This window comes from Sorangium sp. So ce1014 (assembly GCF_051521505.1).
GTDB lineage: Bacteria > Myxococcota_A > Polyangia > Polyangiales > Polyangiaceae > Sorangium.
Map to the genome: position 1 here is coordinate 4973473 of NZ_CP150356.1, position 21065 is coordinate 4994537.

15 protein-coding genes are annotated in these 21065 nt (G+C 73.0%); 4 read left to right on the forward strand and 11 right to left on the reverse strand.

The genetic code is table 11. From position 1 onward, the window contains the following. Positions 1-89 precede the first annotated feature (89 nt). Together WME75_RS18900 and WME75_RS18905 are read left to right on the forward strand one after the other, a co-directional pair. Positions 90-4241, forward strand: a complete 4152-nt coding sequence (locus tag WME75_RS18900; protein ID WP_437492766.1) for a hypothetical protein — start codon at positions 90-92, stop codon at positions 4239-4241. Positions 4242-4476: 235 nt separating this feature from the next. Then, positions 4477-6162, forward strand: a complete 1686-nt coding sequence (locus tag WME75_RS18905; protein ID WP_437492767.1) for a hypothetical protein — start codon at positions 4477-4479, stop codon at positions 6160-6162. A gap of 25 nt (positions 6163-6187) precedes the next feature. On the opposite strand, the gene WME75_RS18910 is transcribed toward WME75_RS18905, so the two are convergent. The 3 genes from WME75_RS18910 to WME75_RS18920 all read right to left on the reverse strand — a co-directional run bounded on the left by WME75_RS18910 (position 6188) and on the right by WME75_RS18920 (position 9259). Further along, complete coding sequence (locus tag WME75_RS18910) at positions 6188-6430, reverse strand: hypothetical protein (protein ID WP_437492769.1); 243 nt, start codon at positions 6428-6430, stop codon at positions 6188-6190. 53 nt (positions 6431-6483) lie between these two features. Continuing rightward, positions 6484-7776 carry a hypothetical protein gene (locus WME75_RS18915; protein WP_437492770.1) on the reverse strand — a complete coding sequence of 431 codons (1293 nt, stop codon included), beginning with the start codon at positions 7774-7776 and terminating at the stop codon, positions 6484-6486. Positions 7777-7891: 115 nt separating this feature from the next. Next, on the reverse strand, positions 7892-9259 hold the full coding sequence (locus WME75_RS18920) for a hypothetical protein (protein WP_437492772.1): 1368 nt from the start codon (positions 9257-9259) through the stop codon (positions 7892-7894). Between the two features lie 294 nt (positions 9260-9553). Between WME75_RS18920 and WME75_RS18925 the strand changes: the two genes are divergently transcribed. Both WME75_RS18925 and WME75_RS18930 read left to right on the forward strand, forming a co-directional pair. Next, positions 9554-11476: a L,D-transpeptidase gene (locus WME75_RS18925; RefSeq protein WP_437492773.1), complete on the forward strand. Its 1923-nt coding sequence runs from the start codon at positions 9554-9556 to the stop codon at positions 11474-11476. 226 nt (positions 11477-11702) lie between these two features. Further along, positions 11703-12728, forward strand: coding sequence for a tetratricopeptide repeat protein (locus tag WME75_RS18930; RefSeq protein ID WP_437492775.1), 1026 nt, complete (start codon positions 11703-11705; stop codon positions 12726-12728). 102 nt (positions 12729-12830) lie between these two features. Here the strand turns inward: WME75_RS18930 and WME75_RS18935 are convergent, their stop codons facing one another. The 8 genes from WME75_RS18935 to WME75_RS18970 form a co-directional block, all read right to left on the reverse strand. Then, entirely contained in the window at positions 12831-13310 is a 480-nt protein-coding gene (locus tag WME75_RS18935) for an ATP-binding protein (RefSeq protein ID WP_437492777.1), read from the reverse strand. Then, entirely contained in the window at positions 13307-13891 is a 585-nt protein-coding gene (locus WME75_RS18940; RefSeq protein WP_437492778.1) for a SpoIIE family protein phosphatase, read from the reverse strand. Before WME75_RS18940 ends, WME75_RS18935 begins: the two co-directional genes overlap by 4 nt. Further along, a complete protein-coding gene (locus WME75_RS18945) occupies positions 13888-14673 on the reverse strand; it encodes an anti-sigma regulatory factor (RefSeq protein ID WP_437492780.1) in 786 nt (261 codons plus the stop codon). The genes WME75_RS18940 and WME75_RS18945 overlap by 4 nt, the downstream gene beginning before the upstream one ends. Continuing rightward, a complete protein-coding gene (locus tag WME75_RS18950) occupies positions 14654-15049 on the reverse strand; it encodes an STAS domain-containing protein (protein WP_437492782.1) in 396 nt (131 codons plus the stop codon). The genes WME75_RS18945 and WME75_RS18950 overlap by 20 nt, the downstream gene beginning before the upstream one ends. A gap of 23 nt (positions 15050-15072) precedes the next feature. After that, on the reverse strand, positions 15073-16422 hold the full coding sequence (locus tag WME75_RS18955) for an STAS domain-containing protein (RefSeq protein ID WP_437492784.1): 1350 nt from the start codon (positions 16420-16422) through the stop codon (positions 15073-15075). A 548-nt stretch (positions 16423-16970) separates the two neighbouring features. After that, complete coding sequence (locus WME75_RS18960) at positions 16971-17660, reverse strand: hypothetical protein (protein ID WP_437492786.1); 690 nt, start codon at positions 17658-17660, stop codon at positions 16971-16973. 204 nt (positions 17661-17864) lie between these two features. Further along, positions 17865-20312, reverse strand: coding sequence for a DEAD/DEAH box helicase (locus WME75_RS18965; protein WP_437492788.1), 2448 nt, complete (start codon positions 20310-20312; stop codon positions 17865-17867). A 39-nt stretch (positions 20313-20351) separates the two neighbouring features. Next, on the reverse strand, positions 20352-20885 hold the full coding sequence (locus tag WME75_RS18970) for a hypothetical protein (RefSeq protein WP_437492789.1): 534 nt from the start codon (positions 20883-20885) through the stop codon (positions 20352-20354). Positions 20886-21065: the final 180 nt, after the last annotated feature.

Sequence of the window (21065 nt, forward strand, 5' to 3'; positions counted from 1 at the left end):
CTCCGGGGAGCGTACGCTCTGTCGTGGCGTCCTGATGCCCGCGTTCAGCGGGCTCGGCGCTGCGGGTCGCGCTCCTCGGAGGGTTCCTTATGCCCCGCGTCATCAAGCACTTCTCCTCCATCCTTGTGCTCCTTGTCATCGCCGGATGTGCCGCTTCGGGCGGCGGGTGCTCCGGCTGTGGAATGACCCCCCTCCCCGCCGGCTTCAAGCCCGCGGACCGCGTCGAGAACGCCGGCTCGGCGCGGCTCACGCAGTCGGGCATCGAGTTCCTCGAGCAGAACCTGGGTGTCCTCGGGCGCGCGCTGCTCGGCGGCGGGGACAGCGGCGTGATCACGTTCTCCGTCCCCCGGACCCCGGGCTCCGTTCTCGGTGGCATCATCGATTACACGCTCTGTCCCGGCGGGGCCGATGCGGCGGCGACGCCCCCGGCCTGCACGGCCGAGATCGACGTGGGGCGCGCGGCGCTGCAGATCCAGCCCAAGGCGCCGCACAACCTGGTCATCCGAGGGCCTCTGCCAGTGCGAATGCAGAGCCTGCCCATCTTTCTGGACGGCGGCATCCTCGGAGAGAGCACCCAGTACGTCACCCTCAACGGCAACGGCGCGTGCCCGCCCGACGAGCAGACCTTCACGAACATCGATGTCGAGGTCGATCTCTCGATCGAGATCGACGTCAACCCGCAGCACTCGAGGCAAGGCTACTCGCGCGTCAAGGTCGTCCGGCTCTCGATCGACGAAGATCAGCTGGAGTCGAGCCTGCACCTCGACTGCGGGGGCACGTGGGTCGGCGATGCCCTGGATTTCGTGAAGCCGATCATCACGAGCTTCATGGGATCGATGTCCAACACGCTGAAGGCCCAGCTCGATCAGCAGCTCTGTCAGAAGGCCGATCCGGCGCTGGATCCGGCCTGCCCGGACGGAACGAACGACATCGGCGGCGTCTGTCGCTACGGCACGCAGGCGACCGACGAGTGCGCCTCGATCCTGCTCGGCGTCGAGGGGCACCTCGACCTCGGCCGGCTGCTCGCGGGCATCTCCCCCGGCACCCAGGGCGGGTTCGACCTCCTGCTCGCCGGCGGCGGCATGAGCGAGCGCGACGACGGCTCCGATCTCGCGTGGGGCGACCTCAACCCCGTCGGCAACGGGGTCACCCTCGGCCTCTACGGCGGCGCCGAGCCGCTGCCGACATCGAAATGTGTGCCGCTGTCGGACATCAAGCTGCCAGCGGGCATCCCGATTCCCGATGAGCTCGTCGCAAACACCCTCTCCGGTTGGCCCGCCGACCTCTCCGGCCCACACATCGGTCTCGCGATCTCCGAGCGCTTCGCGAATTACGCCATGAACGGTCTCTACAACAGTGGACTGCTCTGCCTCGGGATCTCCACGGAGACGGTGCCTCTCCTTAACTCCGGCACGCTGGGGCTGCTGGCCTCGTCGTCGAAGGACCTCGCGCTGCAGCGCGAGTCGCAGCAGGTCGCGCTCGTCATCCGCCCGCAGGCCCCGCCGCGGCTCACCTTCGGGAATGGCACGAACGCCAGCGACGATCCGCTGATCCGCATCCGGCTCGACCGGGCGAGCTTCGATTTCTACATCTGGTCGCTCGACCGGTTCATCCGGTTCATGACGGCGACGTTCGATCTCGATGTGCCCATGAACCTCGCGGTCACCCCCGAGGGGCTGACGCCGGTGATCGAGACGCTCGGGGTCACGAACGGCGAGGTGACGAACAGCGGGCTGCTCCGGGAAAACCCCGAGTCGATCGCGGACGCGCTCGGCAGCCTCATCGGCAGTCAGGTCGGACAGCTGATCGGCAGCGGCCTCCCGGCGATCGACCTCGACGGGCCGCTCGCGGGGCTCGGGCTCTCCCTGGTCGTCCCGGAGTCGGCCGAGGGGGCGGGCTCCCCCGGCCTGCGGAAGCTCACGAAGGGTCAGGACAACTACCTTGGCATCTTCGCGTCGTTCGGCACCGCGGCGCAGCAGCGCTCGATGCGGAGCGAGACGCAGGCCGAGCTGAGCCGCAAGGAGGTGCGGGCCGAGGGGCTCCGCCTGCCGACGATGACCCGCGACAACGGGCCCACGGCCCGGCTCGTCATGGGCTCGCCGCTCGACGACGGCACCCGGGTCGTCGAGTACTCGTACCGTGTCGACAGCGGCGTGTGGCGCCCGTTCACGCGCGAGCGCATCGTCGACCTGCGCGACGACTGGCTGCGGCTCCCGGGGCGTCACGTGATCTCGGTGCGATCGCGGATCGCGGGCGACCCGCTATCGCTCGATCCCACGCCGGCGACCGTGGAGATGGTGGTCGACGTCGATCCGCCGGTCATCTCGGTCGGCGCGGCGGTGGACGGCTGGGTGCCGCTCGAGGTGCGCGACCGGGTGTCGGACGCCGAGCGCGCGAAGGTGCGCGTGCGGCTCGACGGCGGGGCGTGGTCGCCTTGGTCGACGGCGGCGGAGATGCGGTCCGTTGACGTCGGAGACGCCGCCGACATCGAGGTCGAGGCCGTGGACGAGGAGGGGAACCTCGGCGCGGCGCGGCAGGCGATCCTCCGCGGCCGCGTCCCCATCGACCCATCGGCCGGCTGCGGCTGCGTCGTGGCCGGCGGCCCGGGCGAGGGCCCGTCGGGCGGCCTCTGGCTCGGCCTCGCGGCCGCCGCGGCGGCCGTGCGGCTCGCGCGGCGCGGCGGCTCCCGACGCGCCGCGCCTGCCCGGGGCGATGCGCCGTCGCGCGCCCGGCGGGGCGTGCGGGGCGTGCGCGGCGCGCTGGCCGGCGTCGCCGTCACCGCGCTCCTCGGCTCGCACGCGGGCTGCTCGTGCAGCGATGAGCCGGTCGTGGAGGACCCGGGGTGCGTCGCGCCCGGCTGCATGACGCTGGAGCACGGGCTCATCGGGGCCTACACGTCGGTCGCGGTCGCCGCCGACAAGCGCACGGTCTGGGTCGCCGGATACGCGGAGGCCGACTGGCACAACGCGTTCCAGTGGGGCGACCTCGTGGTCGGCACGTGGGACGGCGAGTCGGTCGCGTGGGAAGCGATCGACGGCGTGCCCGCGGAGCCTCCGGTCGACCCGGCCAGGTTCGACGCGAGCGGGTTCCGCGGAGGCCAGACGGATCCGGGCGACGACGTCGGCCTCTGGACCTCGATCGCGATAGGTCCGGACGGCGAGCCGGCGGTGGCCTACCACGACCGGACCCACCGCGGGCTGAAGCTCGCGCAGAGGCAGGGCGACACGTGGGCCGTGAGCTCCGTGCAGCAGGCGCCGAACAGCGACATCGGCCGCTACGCGAAGCTCCTCTTCGTGAAGGGGCTGCCCGTCATCGCCTACCTCGCGATGGAGCCTGGCGAGGACGGCGCGGTCACGTCGAGCGTCCGGCTCGCGACCGGGGAGAGCGCCACGCCCGGGGAGGGCGCGTGGCGGTTCGAGGACGTGGCGACGGACGAGGCGACGCCGTGCCGGGAGTTCCTCTGCGACGAGGGGACGAAGTGCATCCGGGCCACGGGGCGCTGCGTGAAGCCGCTCGCGAGCGGCGACTGCGCGCCGGCGTGCCCCTCGGGGCAGGTGTGCATCGACGAGGGCGGCTCGCCGGCGTGCGCCGCGATCTCCGACGGGAACCGGACCGACACGTACCCCGAGGCGATCGGCGACTACATCGCGATGGCGCCGGACAACGCGGGCGGGTTCGGCCTGGCGTTCTACGATCGCATCCAAGGCGACGTGGTGATCGCGTCGCGATCGACGGGGGCGTGGGAGACCCGGATCGTGGACGGCGCGGCGCCCGACGGGACCGACACGGGCGACGTGGGCATGGGGGCGTCGCTGTTCATCGATCGCGCCGGGGACTGGCACCTCGCCTACGCGGACGGCCGCTCGGAGGGGCTGCGGTACGCGCGGGTGAAGGGCGGCGCGGACGTCGAGCCGCCCGAGGTGGCGGACGACGGGCTCGGGATCGAGGGCGTCCCCTTCGAGGACGGGCAGCACCTCGTCGGCGACGACGCGAGCGTGTTCGTGACGGCGGCCGGGGAGGTGCGCATCAGCTACCAGGACGCGACGAGCGGGACCCTGAGGCTCGCGATCGGGACGAAGAGCGGCGACGGCCACAGCTGGCTCGTGCAGGAGATCGAGCAGGAGGGGTTCGCGGGCGCGTTCTCGCGGATCGTCGAGGTGGACGGGCAGCTGCTCATCGCGAACTGGTGGCGCGTCGGCGGCCAGACCACGAAGGGCGACGTGGCGCTCGTCGCCCCGTGAGGCGCCCGCCCGGGTTGCCGCGCTGTCCCGCGAGGGCGCGGGGCGCCGCGCGCGGAGCCCGCCGCGAGCGCTCCGTCGGCCGATCGCCCTTGATCCGGCGATCCGCCGACTGAGTATGCTTCGGTCGGCGCGACCAGGGCGCGGTGCGTCTTCTGCAACGATGTGCAGGCAGAGCGAAGCGTCACAGGAAAGGCTTGAGACGATGAGAGCGACGGAACGGACGAGCAGCAAGGCGGTGAGCAACGCATCCCCTCTCCCCTCCGGCGGAGCGCAGGACAGGGTCGGCGCGCCGGCGCGGCGCGCCGCGCGCTGGCGGAGGGCCGGCATTCCCTTCTCCTTGTGGATGCTCCCCGCCGCGTCGGCGGCCGTGGCGTTGCAGCTCGCCGGATGCTGGCCGCTGTCTTACTCGGAGGACTGCGAGGACGACTCCAGGTACTGCCCCCCCGCCGGGACCGGCGGCACCGACACGCCCGAGCCCACCTGCGACGCGGATCCGACCCAGAATGCGAGCACGGTGACGGACCAGTGCGCTGTGTTCGCGCGCGCGGGCGCGGCGTCCGGAGGGGACGGGACGAAGGGGAGGCCGTACGCGTCGCTCGCGGAGGCGATCGCGAACGCGAACGGCAAGCGGGTGCTGGCGTGCTCGAGCGAGGCGTTCGAGGAGAGCGTCACGATCAAGGCGGCCGTCGAGGTGATCGGCGGGTTCGACTGCACCGCGGGCTGGACGTGGAGCGATCAGGCGCGGAGCGCGATCGAGGGCCCCGCGGACAAGGTGGCGCTCACGCTGGCGGAGGACGCGAGCGGGGTGAAGCTGCAGAGCTTCGCGATCCGCGCGGCCGACGCGACCGAGCCGGGCGGCTCGTCGATCGGCGTGGCGGTCGCGGACATCGAGGCGGAGCTCGTGCGCGTCGACGTGATCGCGGGCGACGGGATGGATGGCGCGAGGGGCGAGACGCCGGCGGTGGCGCAGGACGGCGTGAGCGCGCCGGATGACGTCTCGGATACGTGCGTCGGAACCGTCTACGGCGGCGTGCCCGGCGTGACGAGCTGCGATGATGGCGAGACACGCGGCGGCATCGGGGGGCTCGGTGGAAAGACCGCGGAAGACGAGGGGCGCGGGCAGAACGGCACGGACGGCACGCCGCTACCGGGAGAGGACCCCGCGAGGGCCGGCCTCGGCGGCATCGGATACGGACAGCCGGATGCGCTGAACAACTGCACGCGCGGCGAAGAAGGCGCGCCGGGCGCCCATGGCCAGACCGGCGACCGTGGCAGCGACACCCTGCTGACGCTCGCCAGCGTCAGCGGGGGCGACGGCAGAAGCGGCACGAGCGGGGCGCGCGGCCAAGGTGGAGGGGGCGGCGGCGGCGCGAAGGCGGGGCAGTTCTGCGCGGCCGGCGAAGGTAGGTACGACGACGGCGTGGGCGCCAGCGGCGGCGGGGGCGGGGCCGGAGGCTGCGGGGGGAAAGGAGGGGGCGGCGGCAAGGCCGGCGGGTCGAGCCTCGGGATCCTCAGCCTCGGGACCCGGCTGGTGTTGACCGAGGTGAACATCGCGGTCGGCGCAGCGGGCCACGGAGGGACCGGAGGCGACGGAAAGCGCGGCGGCAACGGCGGCAACGGCGCTGCGGGCGGCTCCGTCGATGCCGATACGGGCCCGGGCGCCCGGAAGGGCTGCGACGGTGGCCCCGGCGGCGCGGGCGGCGACGGCGGCCCCGGCGGCGGCGGCCGAGGCGGCCACGCGGTGAGCATCGCCTACAAGGTCACGCCGACCTCCGCGCCCGCCGAGATGCCGTTCGAGGGAGGCCCGGCCGGAGACGGCGGTCCCCCCGGGTTCAGCGGCGCGGAGGTCAACGCCGGCGCGCCCGGGGTGACCGGCGCATGCTGGGACTTCGCCACGAACACGAGCTGCGCGCCGCAGTGAGCCGCGCAGCGGCGCCGTCACGTGCTCACACGGACGCCGAGCGGAGCTCCGCCGTCGCCGGGCCGCTCACGCGCGCGCGCTCGGCGGCCACGAGCTCCAGGAGCTCCTGCCGGGTCGCTTGCCCGCTGTCGAGCAGCTCGCGCATGGCGCCGTCCACGTAGCCCTTCGTGCGCGCCAGGCGGGGAGCGCTCTCCCCGCCCTCCCGCGCGGTCAGCATGTCGTGCAGCATCCGCCTGAGCCCCGTCATCGCCTCGGTCTTCGAGCGCATCGCCATCACCTCGCCCGATCGGCCTAGCGAAGGCGGCGCGATCCGGCCAAGTTTCAGGCGCGCGGCAGCCGGCTCAGCGCGAGATCCGCGGCGGCGCGCTCGATCCCCGCGAGCGCGATCTCCGGCCCCTTCCGCGGGACGAGGACCACACGGCAGCGGCCGCGGGTCGCCGTCTCCGCGTGGGACAGCCCGAAATCGAGCGCCGCGCCGATGGCGAAGACGAGCGCGCCCATGCCGAGCAGCTCGGGCGACCCCGCCCGCGCGCCGTCGACGAGCAGCGAGACGCCGAGGTATGTCCCCAGCCCCAGCGCGACGAGCCCCGCGTAGAGGCCGAGCCGCGGGTAGCGCACCTCGCGCGTCGCGCGGAGGAGCGCCTCGACCGGGATGTACGTCTCCTGCTCCCGCAGCGTCCGGCCGAACAGCTCGGTCCGGCTGCGGACGGTCACGCCTCTCGGGCCGATCTCCACCGAGGCGGGCCGTCGGTACCGCAGGAGGAGCCGCCCGGCGAGCCGGGCGACGTGCGCCACCAGCAGGATCCCGGTCGCGGCCAGCAGCACGAGCGCCACCGGCCCGCGCGGCGGCGGCGACAGCTCGCCCGCGAGCCGCCCCGGCGCCCGGCCGTCGGCATCCGGCCCGCCGGCCGCCCAGCCCTCGTCCCCGGTCGCCCCGGCGCCGCCCAGCGCGGCCTCGCCGTCTGCGGCCGAGGTGCCCGGCGCGCGGCTCGGCCGTCTCCCGGGCGACACCGCGTCGCGCAGCAGCGAGCGCACGATCGGATCGCGCACCTCGTCCACCAGCGCCGTGGCCTCGGCGCGCGCGTCCGGCGAGGCGCTCCCCCGCAGCGCGGCCGCGGCGATCAGCGCGCCCGCCCGGCCGAGCTGCGGCAGCGCGCCCTGGTCGGCGCGCCGCACCAGCGCGGCGACCGCCCGCCAGAGCCCCGCGGCGCGCTCGCCCAGCGCGGCGTCCAGGGCGGTCAGCGCGTCGACCGAGGTGTACGTCGCCAGCCAGACAAGCGCTTCGGCGACGCGCCCCTCCGCCTCCGGCCCCTCGGGCGGCGAGAGAGCGACCCCGCGGGCGAGCAGCGTGGCGAGGAGCACCCGGGTGGCGCTCCCCGCGCCCTCGCTGGTGCCGCGCTCGAGCGCCCGGATCACGTTGCCGAACCGGGTTTCCGCGTCGGCGACCGACAGGCCCGCGCGGTCCACGAGCTCCGCGAGGCCGCCCTCCAGGGTGGTCCGCCGCTCGTCCGCGGCGGCAAAGGCCGCCGTGTGGACGACCCGTGCGAGGTCGTCGCCATGGGGGTGTCCGGCAAGCTCATCGAGCGCGGCGTGCGGAGAGTGTTCGGGCGTCATCGGCGCGGGCTGGTCGGATTAACTGAACGCCGCCCCTTTGGCTAGTGTTCCGCGCGGCCCCGGCGCCGCGGCCGGCGCTCCGCCCCGCGCGCCGCCTCATTCCGCGGCCCGCGCGCTACTTCCTCCGCGCTGCGGCCTGGTCCCGCAGCGCCTGCTCCACGAAGCCCATGATCAGCTTGAGCTGCCGGTTCGTGACGTGGAGCTTCGACCAGATGACCTTCCCGTCGGTGTTGAAGGTGACCTCATCCACCACGTCGATCTTCGTGATCCCCAGGTTGATGCTCCGGATCGCGTTCAAGGTCCTCGTGAGGTCCTGCGCGTGAGCCAGCGCATCTTCAGGGGATTCGTCGCCCGCCGTGAGGGCCAGGTCGGCGCCCCCGTCCCGGGTCGGCGTGACGGTGAGCCGCATCCACGCGATGCTGCGCGGCAGCGCCTGGACCCCGCGGAAGGCGTTCGCCGGCGTGAGCATCGAGATAACGATGCCCGCCGTCGACGATTTATTGAAGCCTTTCATGGACTTCAACTTGGATAATTGATCTTCTTCTTCAGCAGGAAGGACCACGAGCAGCCGCCGGTTCGGGACCATCGCGAAGATGCGCTCGCTGCGGTCGGCGGTGGCCCGGGCGGCGGGGACGGGGGCGTCCTCGATCCACGACCCGTTCGATCGCTGGACGACGACGTCGACGGCCGCGCGCATGGCCGCCTCGGGCGCCCGGTAGTCCATGACGGCGACGACCTTGCTGGAGTCGCGGAGCTGCGGCCCGGCAATGAGGAGGTGGTCGATGTCCCGGATCGGGTCGATGGTGGTGTCCTGAAAGAAGGACTGCCACTGGGGGATGGTCGTCAGGATCCGGCCGAACCAATCGCCGAGCTCGTGGCTGCGCAGCCGGTCGCCGGCGATGAGCACCTGCACGTTCGGGTCCTTCGACGCGAGCTTGCCCGGCGCGCCTGCGACGCTCAGCGGGGTGCGCAGGTTCGGTTGATCGCTGTCGTCGCCCGTGCCCCCATCCCCCGCCGCGTCCGGGCCCGCGTCGCCCGGCGGCCGGCGGCGCGGCGGCTCGGGCGCGCCGGCGTCCGGCGCCTCGGGCGCGGCGCTGGCCGACGCCGCGGGAGGAGATGGCGCGGGCGGCGGCGTCGCGCTCGCCGCGGCGCCCGCCCCGCCGGGCGTCGCCTCGCCGCCGGTCGCGGAGGGCGCCGCGGCGACCGCGCTGGGGTCGTCCGCGAGCAGGTCGAGGTCGATCGGGACGATCGTCTCGCCGGCGTCGTAGTCGGTCAGCTCGCCCCGTAGCGCGAACATGGCCTCGAGCCACGAGAACAGCGGGGTCGGGAGCAGGGGCAGGTGCAGGAGCAACGCGACGGCCGCCGCGGTCGCCAGCGCGCGCCTCGATGCGGCGCGGACGAGCGGGATGACCCCGGTGCCCAGGCCCGCGCGCCGGGCCGCAGTCGTGTTGTTCAAGCCACGCCCCGGGGTCCGTTCCGCCACGGCGGTACCCTAGCAGCAGCCGCTCGAACGGCATCCGCGCTGCGGACGGCGCGCCGCCCGCGCGCGCGCCGCGCGTCGCGGCTGCGTGGCATGTCGTTCGCTCTGACGACGGTCATGCGATGCCGCCTGCCCCGGCGCCCGCCGCGGTGAACCGAGGGACGCGCGCTCCGCAGAGAAGTGGATCGACACGTGAGTGACCAGGTACTAAGACCGCCGAGCCGACCCGACCCTACGGGTCGATCACCAGACCGCGAGGACCGGGAAGGCCAGTCCTCGCCCAACGCTGTGAATGCGATGAACCGCTCTCAGGCGCCCCGACCCCGCGGGCAGAACGACCCCGCACGATCGCACGGCAGCGGCAACGTCCGCACCGGCGGCGCGCGGAAGCCGCAACCTGCGCCGGACCCCGGTCGCTCCGGGGGCGGCGCAGGGCGAACCTCGTTCGTCTCGAGCGCGCTCGGGTTCATCGCCGCGGCGGCCTTCGCCGGCACGGCGGTGTGGTGGGCGAGCGGCTGCCAGGGCGAGGCGCCTCCGGGCCCCTCCACCGAAGGCAAGTCGCCGCCCGAGCGAACGTCGTCCCTCCCCCGCCCGTCGCCCACGTCCGCCGCCCGCGCGCACGCGTCCGCCGAGGCCCCGAGCCCGAGCGCCGAGCCCTCGGCGGCCCCGGAGCCGCCCGCGCCCGACAAGCCCTACACGGGGCCGCTGCTCGGCTCGATCGTGCCGCAGGCGTCGGTCTACCCGACGATGGAGTTCTCCAAGCAGCGGCTCGGCTACATCCGGCTCGGCAGCAAGGTGCCTGTCGATCCGAAGCCGATCAAGGGCGGGAGCTGCGCCAAGGGCTGGTACCGCCTCCTCGACGGCGGCTACGTCTGCGGGAGGTCGGCCACGACCGATCTGTCGAACCCGCAGGTCCGCCTCGGCATCACGCCGCCGAACCTCGAGGAGGTCCTCCCGTACAAGTACGCGTTCAACACGACGCACGGCACGCCGCTCTACCGCTCCGTCCCCTCGAAGGACGAGATGACGCGCTACGAGCCGTACCTCGAGTCATCGAAGCGCAAGAAGAAGGAAGAGGAGAAGCAGCGCGCCGAGGAGCTCTACGAGGAGACCGAGAAGGAGGTCGCCGCCGCGGCCGCAGCCGCCGCCGCTCGCCCCTCGGCGAGCCCCCCCGAGGCGGGCGCGACCCCCGTGGCCGCGGTCACCTCGGAGGCCTCTGCGACGGGGGACAAGGCGGCAGCCGTCGCCGCGGCCGCGTCGCTCGGCATCGCCCCGGCGCCGGTCGAGGAGGAGCCCGAGAAGCCGTGGTGGGAGAACGTCGACGACAAGGGCAGGCCGCTCAACGTCACGCTCGCCGATCTCGACAAGGACGCCGACTCGACGGTCGCGAAGCGGATGGTGAAGGGCTTCTTCGTCGCGGTCGACAAGACCTTCGGCTGGAACGGCCGCAGCTGGTACAAGACGACCGCGGGGCTCGTCGCGCCGAGCGACCGCATGTACGTCATCAAGCCGCCGTCCTCGCAGGGCATCGACTTCCCCGAGGGCGCGAAGTCGGTCGGCTTCATCCTCGCGAAGTCGGCGAGCAAGTATCAGTTCGACGACGAGATGAAGTCGGTCTCCGTGGCCGGCTCGCTGGAGCGCTTCGCGGCGTTCGGCCTCACGGGGGAGTCCCACAAGCACAGGTCGGTCGTCTACCGGAAGACCACCGAGGGCTGGTGGATGAAGGGCGCCGACGGGACGTACACCGAGCTCGGCGCCCCGCCGCCCGACCTCGCGCCGGGTGAGAAGTGGATCGACGTGAACGTGTCGCGCAAGACGCTGATCGCGGTCGAGGGCGACAGGCCCGTCTTCGCGGCGCTCATCTCCCCGGGGAGGCGCTCGAAGGACAAGAAGAAGGACCACCCGACGCTCACGGGGGTGTTCCGCATCCGCGAGAAGCACATCGCGACCACGATGGACGGCGACGGGACGGTCGCGGGCGACCTGCCGTACAGCATCGAGGACGTGCCGTTCGTCGCGTACTACGACGGGTCGTACGCGTTCCACGGCGCCTTCTGGCACTCCAACTTCGGCCGGGAGATGAGCCACGGCTGCGTGAACCTCTCGCCGCTCGACGCGAAGAAGGTCTTCTTCTGGAGCGAGCCCAGCCTGCCTCGCGGCTGGCACGGGGTCTGGGCGACGCCGGAGAACCGCGGGACGCTCGTGTCCATCCACGAGTGAGCGGGCCACGAGTGAGCGGCGGCGATCCCTCGCCACGAGTGAGCGGGCCACGAGTGAGCGGCGGCGGTCCCTCGCCTCGCCCGGACGACCGGCCGCCTGCCACCCAGCGAGCGCCGGGCTCGTCGCTGGAAATCCGGGTAGGTCGTTCTCAGAACAGCTTGAACGGTCGCTTTGACAGGGCTCCCTCTTGACTCTGGAGCCCCCTTCGCACACTTGTGGAGCCGCCATGGACCAGTTCTCGGCGCACCTCGATCGCGGGTGGGATCTTGTCCAGCGCGGCGACACGCGCGGAGCAGAGGCGTCGGCCCGACGGGCGATCGAGCTCGATCCGAACTCGCCGGAGGCTCACAACCTGCTCGGCTTCGTCGCGGCCCTCGAGGGCGAAGGCGAGGAGGCCATCGAGGCGTACCGCCAGGCGATCGCCCTCGATGACACCTACCTGGAGGCGATGCTCAACGCCGCCGAGGTGTACATCCACCCGCTCGGCGATTTCGATCAGGCGATCGAGATGTGCGACCAGGCGCTCGATCTGGCCGAGGTCGATGAGGAGATCATCGACGCGCTCCTCCTCAAGTTCGACGCGCTCCTCGGCAAGGGCGATCTCGACGAGGCCGCTCAGGTCGCCGCCAGGATCCCCGAGGGCCCCTACGACAACCCGAACCACACGTTCCTCGTGGGTCGCGCCTTCTACGAGATCGGCCAGGCCGACAAGGCCGCCGCGCTCATCGAGGAGGCAGCGCTCAAGGATCCGCGGCACGCCGAGGCCCACTACTACCTCGGGCTCATCCGCGACGAGCGGGGCGACGTCCGCGGGGCGACGCAGGCCTTCCTGCGCTCGCGCGAGCTCGACGTCGAGCTCGGCATGCCCCCCTGGGCGCCGAGCCGCGACGGCTTCATGGCGCTCGCCGAGAAGACGATCGCCGCGCTCAACCCCGTGCTCCGGCGCTACGTCGAGGGGGCGGAGCTCTACATCTCCGACGTGCCCGGGATGGAGCTCGTGGCCGAGGGGGTCGATCCGCGCGCGCTGGTCCTCCTCGACGGCCTCAACGCCGACGAGCGCGAGCGCGGCCTCCGCGGCAACGTCGAGGTCCACCCGTGCGCGCGGGTCTTCGTCTACGCGCTCAACGTCGCGCGCCTCGCGGGCAGCATCGAGGCGCTCGACCGCGAGATCAACCTCGCGCTCGAGCGCGAGATCACCGCGACGTTCCTCGAAGCCGAGCAGAACGAGCGGACCGAGAAAGAGCTCAACTGACGTCGGCGGCCGTCAGCTGACGCTCGCACGTCCGCTCGTCCGCTCGCGAAAAGGCTGCGGGCGCCTGCCGGGCCATGGCGTCAGGACGACCGGCGTCGCCGCTCACTTCCACTTGATGGCGGTCACCTCGGTGCTGATGCCCGGCGACGAGCGGATGACCACGGAGCTCATCAGCCGGTGCACGGCGCCGAGCCCGAGGCCGAGCCCCTGACCGGGCATCCTCGGCACAAGCCGCGCGGAGCTCGACGAGGACGGGCTGCGATCGCTCTTCGGCCCCACGTCCTCCAGCATCGCGATCTTCGGATCCAGGCCGGGGCCGGAGTCGCGCACGATCACCTCGACGCCCCAGCGGCCGCTCCCCGCCTGCGCGTCCTCGTGGATCGCGCGGATGCTGATGCTGCCGCCGCCGCCGTGGCGCACGGCGTTCGACACGAGCTCGGCGATCGCGATCGCGAGCTCGTGCTGCGCGCGCTCCGAGAGCCCCGCCCAGCGCGCGATCTGCGCACCCTCGGCCGCGCAGGCGAAGCGATCCTCCTCGCGCGTGACGGGGATGCTGAAGGCTGGCGGGGTCCGCTGCGTCACGCCGCGCCCCTGTCGCGGAGCACGGCGACGACGCACGTCGCGTCGTCGAACGACTTCTTGTGGGTCTCCACGATCCGGCGCGCCATCTCCTCCGGATCGAGGTCGCGGAACGCGCCGAGATCGAAGCCGCTGGCGATGCCGTCCGAGTGCAGCAGGACGACATCGCCCGTGGCCACAGGGAAGCGAAAGCTGCGGAGCCGCCGCACGCGCCGCCCGAGGATCCCGGCGGAGCAGAAGATCGGCATGGCCGTGCGCGTGATCGCCTTCATCGCGATGTTGCCGACGCCCGAGAACTCGAGCTCGCCCACGCTCTCGTCGATGCGCAGGAGCGCCGCCGCCGCGCCGCGCGTCGCCGCGATGTGCTCCCCTGCCCCTGTCAGGAGATCCTCGAGCGGCATCGAGGCGTGGTCCTCCACGTAGCGACAGAAGGCGGAGGCCGCCTGCGCCGCATGAGGACCGTGGCCGAGCCCGTCCGCGAGGCCGATCAGCACCCAGGGTGCCTGCCGGACCACCACCACCTCGTCGCCGGCAACCTCTTCGCCGGCCGCGACGCAGCACGCGGTCCCGATCGCGATCGTCATCCGAGGTACTTCCTGACCGTCACGGTCGTCCCCGCACCGGGCGCCGTCTTGACATCGAACGCATCCATGAGCGCCTTCGTGCCGCGGAGACCCGCGCCCATGCCGTGGCGCGAGCGGTACTTGCCGCTCAGGATCTCCTGCAGGTTCGAGATCCCGGGCCCGTGGTCCTGCGCGATGATCTCGATCGCCCGCATCGGCGAGGTGAGCGAGCGGACGACGATCTGCCCGTTGCCCGCGTACCTGACGATGTTGCGCCCGAGCTCGGAGATCGCGGTGACGATCTTCGTCTGCAGGACATCGCCGACGAGGTGCTCGATGCAGAGCTCGCGGCCCGCAGACCGCGCGCGCAGCACGTCCTCCTCGTTGCGCACCTCGATGGTGATCTCGCGCGGCGCCGGGGCCGCGTGATCGAGCTCGCCGAGCTCGGTGATGCACCGATCGAGCTGCGCCTGGTCGCGGACGAACAGCTTCACCCCGCGCTTGACCTCGACGAGCAGCCGCCGCAGATCGCCCTCGCGCGCGTAGAGCGGGTCGACCTTCGCCTGCCGAATGCCGCAGTCGATCACGCTCTTCCTCACCGCGGGCGAGAGGAATTGCGCCAGCACCAGCTCGATCTGATCCGTGATCGAGCGGCCGACGATCTGCGGCGACGACGGCACAGGGCCGCGCGCCGACTGCGGCGAACTCGGCAAGCGCGTCGACACCGGTCCACCGGACCGGCTCGACGGCGGCCCCGTGGCGCCGCCGCTGGAGGGCGGTCCGTCACGAGGAGGGATCTTCATGCGACACCTCGTTCGTGAGCTCCGGCGGCATCATGTCGTCCTCGGCGGACGGCGCGAGCATCTCGACGGCGCGCTCCAGGTTCAGCGCGGTCACGACGCCAGGGATCTCGAGATCCATCTCCACCAGGGCGATCGCGACCGCGGGACGCAGGCCGCACACCGCCGTCCGGACACCCATCAGCCGGGCCGTGAGCGCGATGTCACGGATGGCGCGGGTGAGATAGCTGTCGAGAATCTCGACGCCGGAGAGGTCGACGATGAGACCGCGGGGTGAGCGCGCTTCGATCGCCCCCGTCACGTCGTCGCGCAGCTGCTCGACCTGGCCGTCGGTGAGCCCGCCCTGCACCGAGACGATTAAATTCCCGAAGAGGCCCACGATGGGGACCCTACCCGCTTGCATCAAGTGGACGTCTCCTTCCTCGCGCTGAGCTGCAGCTGTGACGTGGTCATCGGACCGCTGCCCGAGGGATCGAATGCGGCCTGCGTGCCACCAGAGGTGAACGGCTGTCCTGCCTGCTTCTCGTCGCCGTTGGCCGCGCCGCGACGGCCGCCCATGAGGGACGAGAGCGTCGGCTTCTGGCCGGCGAGCGCCAGGCTCTCGCGCAGCGCGTGCTTCAGGTTGCGCGCGGCGCGGATGGTGCCGAGGTTGATGCCGAGCTCCACCATCGTCTGCGCGACCGCGGGCCTGACCCCGGTGATGCGACACCGCGCGCCGAGCAGCTCGACCGCCTTCATCAGCTTCATGAAGTGGTCGGCCGTCTGCGTGTCGATCACCTCGACGCCCGTCACGTCGATGATGACGTAGCGCGACTGGCGACGGACGATCTCGTCGAGCAGCCGCTCCATGATCTGCGCGCTCCTGCGCGAGTCGACGACGCCGATGATCGGCAGCGCGAGGACGTCGTCCCAGAGCTCGAGGATGGGCGTCGAGATCTCGTCGATGGCGTAGCGGAGCCGCTCGACGAGCTCGCTCTTGGCGCTCTCGCTCTCGACAAGATCGCGGTTCTTCCCCTCGAGATCCTCGATGAGGCGCTTCTTCTCGGTCGCGTCGCGGAAGACGGCGACGGCGCCGGAGATCGAGCCGTCCTTGCCCCGCATCGGGCTCGCGCTGACCGTCAGGAACAGCCCCGTCGCGGGGCCGGCCTCGATGCGCGGGTCGGCGAACACCGGCGGCAAGCGGACCGAGCGCGGCTCGGCGTCCTCGCCCTGCGGCCCCGAGGCGGGGGCGAGGGTCGGCATGGCGTTGCCCGGCATGCCCTGATGCCGGCGGGCGACCCGCGCGTCGTGCTCGGCGGACCTCCGCGCGAAGAGCTCCACCTGATCGACCGTGTCGCCGCGCAGCGCGCGCGCGAGCGGGTGCTCGGACGCAGGCCAGGGCGTCGCCTGGTCCGGGAAGAACAGCGTGGCGTCGCCGGGACCCGGGTCGTCGTCCGACGCGAGGTCGAGCGGCGCGCGGCCGAGCATGTGCTCCGCGGCCGGGTTGCGCATCAGGAGCTCGCCCTTGTCGTCCACCACGGCGACGCCGTCCGCCATGCTGTCGAGCACGAGCTTGAAGATGCCAGCCTGCCGCCGCAGCTCGTCCTCCGAGCGGGCCAGCTGCTCGCTGCGCTCGCGCGCCTCGCGCATCGCCCGGTCGAGCTGCGCGGCCTGCTCCTTCGCCGCGCGCTCGTGCCCCTCGATCTGCTGCTCGAGCGTCACGATGCGCTCCGTGAGCCTCGTAACCTCCTGCCGCAGAGCTTCTTCGCTCATCGCGAACTCTCCGTCCTGAGCCCGCGCTCGCCGTGCACAGCGAGCGCGTCTCTCCGATGCGCGCCGCGACGAGCCGCCTTGCAGGCTCGCTCGAGATCTGCGCACCGGGAGGATGAGCCGCGCGGGCCGGACGAGACGGCCGCGGAGGGCGCCTGGCGCTCCGCCGTCCTGTCCGTCCTTTGCACGCTCGTAACGCTCATGTCTTCTCCTCGCAGGGTGCCCTCGCCCGAACGGGGACCGTGTCCAGCACCAGTCGAGAAACACAGCTTATCGCTAACCGGGCAACCTACCGTCAAGCTTCGCGTCGGCCGTGCGTGTCGCTTGTGGCGACGGCATCCGCCGTTGCCCAGACGAGGTAGCCCGTGCCCACACAACCTCGCCGTGCTCTGCGTCACGACGGACGTCGTCTGCCGCGCCGCAGCGAGGCCGAGCCCGGTCGCCAGGCACCTTGGCTTCCGCTCCGGATGAGCGGATGGAAGGTCCGAACGCACGTGAGGTTCCTCGCGTGGGGCGCTCTGCGTGGGTGCGCGTAGGAGCGCGCGGGCCGATCAGTCGCCCAGGCTCTGGCGCTCGCGGGCGCGCCGGCGCTTTGCCTTGCGCTTCGAGTCGACCGGGCGCTGCGGGTCCGGCCCGCTCTCGCCGGTGGTCGGCGCGCCGGCGTCGAGCCAGCGCCACAGCGCCATCTGGTCGGCCGTCGCCCCGTGGCGGATGGCGCGCTTCAAGATCTTCTTCGCGAGCACCAGCTTGCCGCACCGGGCGAGCGCGTGGGCGTAGCTCGCGGCGATGTCGGCCTCGCCCGTCTGCGCCTCGGTGGCCTGCGCCAGGAGCGGCAAGGCGTCCTGGGGGCGGTTCAGGGCGACGTCGTAGAGGTGGCCCAGGTTGTGGGCGTACCACGGGTTCTCGGGCGCGATCGCCAGGGCGCGCTCGTAGGCGCGCGCGGCGTAGCGGTAGTTGCCGAGCAGCGACTGCGCCAGGCCGAGCACCGCCCACGCGCCGTCGTCCTCCTCGTGGAACTGCAGCACGCGGCGCGCGAAGAGCGCGGCGCGCCACGGGTCGTGCTCGACGCCCATCTCCGCGAGGTGGCGGTGCGCATAGAGCCACGGGTCGCTGCCGGGCGCCGTCGCGCGGGCCAGGCGCGCGAGCAACGGGAGGACCCTGTCCGCGTCGAGCTTGTCAGCAAGCGCTCGATCGATGTCCCGTCGAAGCCGGTCGATATCCTCCGCTCCACTGCGCGCCATCCCTTCCGTGATACGACCAGTGGGCGAGCTTGGCTAGCGCGTTGCGCGCCTGGAGGCGCCGCCTGGACGGCGTCGCACGCGAGCGCCCACCGACGTACGCCGGCGGGCGGCGTCTGGCGCGCGCGGGGACAGCGGGGAACGCCTGCGCGGAGCCCGGTCCGCCGCCTCGTCGCGGCGGACCGACACGCCGGCGCGCGCCCGCGCTCAGGCGTCCTCCGCCACCTCTTCGGCGCTTGACGTGCGCTCCCGAGCCTGCTCCGCGCGCGCCTCCTTGCCCGCGATCGTCGCGCCGTTCAGCGCCGCCACGACCCGCGCGAGCTCGGCCTTCGGGACGCTGACGAACGCGTTGCGCTCGCGCACCCGGATGCGCCGGATGTCGCCCTTGGACATCCCGGCCTGCTCGATGAGCACGCGCTGGAAATCGGCCGCGCGCGCGCCGTCGCGGCGACCCAGGTTGATGAAGACCTCGACGAACTCGCCGTCCGCCTCGTCGCGCGAGGGCTCGGCGCGCGGCGCCTCGCCGCCGGGCTCGCCGCTCTCGATCTCGACCGCGGACTCGCCGGGGGGCGAGGGCGCAGCGCTGCTCACGCGCTCGCGATCGCCGCCGCGCGACGCGGGCGAGCCGGGCGGCGGGGACGGCGGCTCGCCGAGGATCGGCTCGTCGTCGCCCTCCTCCTCCGGCGGCTGCCACATGGTGAAGTCGGCATGGCGGGAGAACGGCTGGCCCGGCGCACCGCCCTGAGGCCGGCCAGGTGCGGCGGCGACGCCGGCCACGGCGGGGCCTCGGCGCGCCGACAGCAGCGTCGCGGTGCCGGGACGGTCGCGCAGGCGCTCCGCCGGGCCGCGACCCGGCGCGCCCTCGCCCCGCGGCGACTCGAGCCGCATCAGCGGCTCCGGCCGCGTGAGCGGCTCGACCGAGACGGGACCCTCGTCGCGCGCCCTCGTCACCTCGGGCCGGCGCGGCTCGAGCCGCAGATCGTCCCCGGCCGGCGCGTCCGCGCCGCGCGGCCCGCGCCGCCCCTCGTCCCGCCGGGGGCGCAGCGATCTGCGATCGCGCTCCCGCGCGCGGTCCCGCTCGCCCTCGCGCGCGAGATCACGCTCGCTGCTGCGCTCCGTCTCCGGCGGACGCGGATCGGCGGAGTCGGCCGCGCGCGGGATCGCGTCGCGCGGCGCGCGCCCCTCGCCCCGCGCGCTCGCGCGCGCCGCTGGCTCGGGCCTGGTCGAGGGCTCGGCGCCCTCGCGCGCCGCCGCGCGCTGCGGCGGCTGGGCGCGCCGCGCCGCGCTCGCTTCCTCCTGCGCCGTCGGCCGCGCGCCGAGGTGGTCGCGCAGGAGGCCCGCCACGATCGCCTCGGCCTGGTCGTGCGTGAGCAGCCGGCGCGCGAGCGAGAGATCGGCGGGGTGCGTGCCCTTCGGCAGGAACGCCTCGGCGAGCATCGCGACGAGATCGGCCTCGGCGCGCGTCTTGAGCTCTCCCTCCGTGGGGAGCTGCTTCTCGAGCGGCCGGATCTTGTACGTCAGCCGGAGGATGTAGAGCGGCCCGACGTCCTGCGGCGTGATCAGCGCGATCGCCGTGCCGGTGCGCCCCGCGCGGCCGGTGCGGCCGGTGCGGTGCACGTACGCCTCGGCGTCCTGCGGGAAGTCGTAGTTGATGACGTGCGTGAGGTGCGAGATGTCGATGCCGCGGGCCGCCACGTCGGTGGCGACGAGGAAGCGCAGGCGCCCCTCGCGCGTCGCGCTCATCACCTTCTCTCGATCCGACTGCGGCAGATCGCCGTTCAGCCAGTCGGCGTCGTAACCCTGGCGCTTCAGCGCCCCGGCGACGGCCTCCGTCTCGTCCTTTGTGTTGCAGAAGACGACCGCGTTCTCGGGGTTCTCGACCTCGATGATGCGGATCAGCGACGTCAGCTTGTCGCCCGTGATGAGGTAGACGTAGTGCTGGATCTGGAGCGCGCCGACCGCGTCGCCCGAGAGGGTGATGAACTCGGGCGAGCGCAGCTTGCTGCGCGCGATGCGCTCGATGTCGGGCGGGAGCGTCGCCGAGAACAGGAGCGTCTGCCGCTCCGGCGGCAGCTCGGCGAGGATCGCGGTGAGCTCGCGCTCGAAGCCCATCGAGAGCATCTCGTCGCACTCGTCGAGCACGAGCAGCCGGATGTGCTTGGCGACGATGGTCCCGCGGCGCAGGTGATCGAGCACGCGGCCCGGCGTGCCGACGATGACCTGCGCGCCGGCGGCGAGCGCGTCGATCTGCCGCTGCATCGGCGCGCCGCCGTACACGGCGACCACCTTGATGCCCTTGCGCTTGCCGAGGCGCTCGACCTCCGCGGAGACCTGGACCGCGAGCTCTCGCGTCGGGCACAGCGCGAGCACCTGCGCCTGCGCGAGCGAGCGCTTCACGGCGTGGTCGACGATCGGGAGCCCGAAGGCCGCCGTCTTGCCGGTGCCGGTGCGCGCCTGCACCACCGCGTCGCGCCCGCGCGTGACCGGCTCCCACACGGCGAGCTGCACCGGCGTCGGGTGGACGTAGCCAATCTCCGCGAGCGTCTCGCGCAGCTCGGACGACAGGGGCAGCACATCGAATGTCGGAAGCGGCTGGGGCTTTTCGCCGGTCGGCGCTTCACCCGCCAGTGCGGCAGGGGGAGAAGGAACGGTCATGTCGGTCATATCGTCCTGCGTGATCGCCGCGTCGGGGTATTATCTCGGGGACACGGGCCCAAGCTGGCCATCGACGATCGCCCGGACCCGACGCCGTAGCGGAGCCAGATCGCCTGCCTCGCGCCGCGCTGCGTGCTCCTCCGCATAGCGGAGCCGCTCGATGGCGTCGAGAGCGCGCTCATTCTCCGCGGAGCCCCGGCACGAGACGGCGACTCCGTCCCGGTAGGTCCACTCCGGAGCGAGCGTGCTCCGGAACCGGGCGAGGGCGGCGTCCTCCCCGTCGGTCCCGGGGGCGGCCTCCCTGGCGCGCTCGACGGCCCGGACCAGCGCCAAGAGGCCCTCCTCGCAGCTCCCGTAGGGCGACGGCGCGCCCGGCAGGAAGAAGACCTGCCGGATCAGCTGGAGGGTGCACGAGACGATGATGAGCGCGGCGAAGCTGTAGTAGGCGACCAGGGCGATGCGCCGGCCGCGGGCGCGAGGCCCGCCGGGGCGCCGCCGCCCGCCGGGCGATCGCGCCTCGGTCCCTGGCACGGCCGGGGCAGGAGCGATGGGCGCGGGAGCTTGGGCGGGCATGAGAGCTGCGATTCCTTGGGCGAGTGGTGCGCGGGTGGCGCGCGGCCAGGCGCGCGGGCCGCTCTTCATGATTTCGTTTGGGTTGTGAGCCGGGGAGCCCTGGAGCCGGGCTCGGCCACCGCAGGTCGGGCTCGCTTCCGCGGTCCCTTCCGTGCGGGCCAGTGCTATCACCTCGCCGCG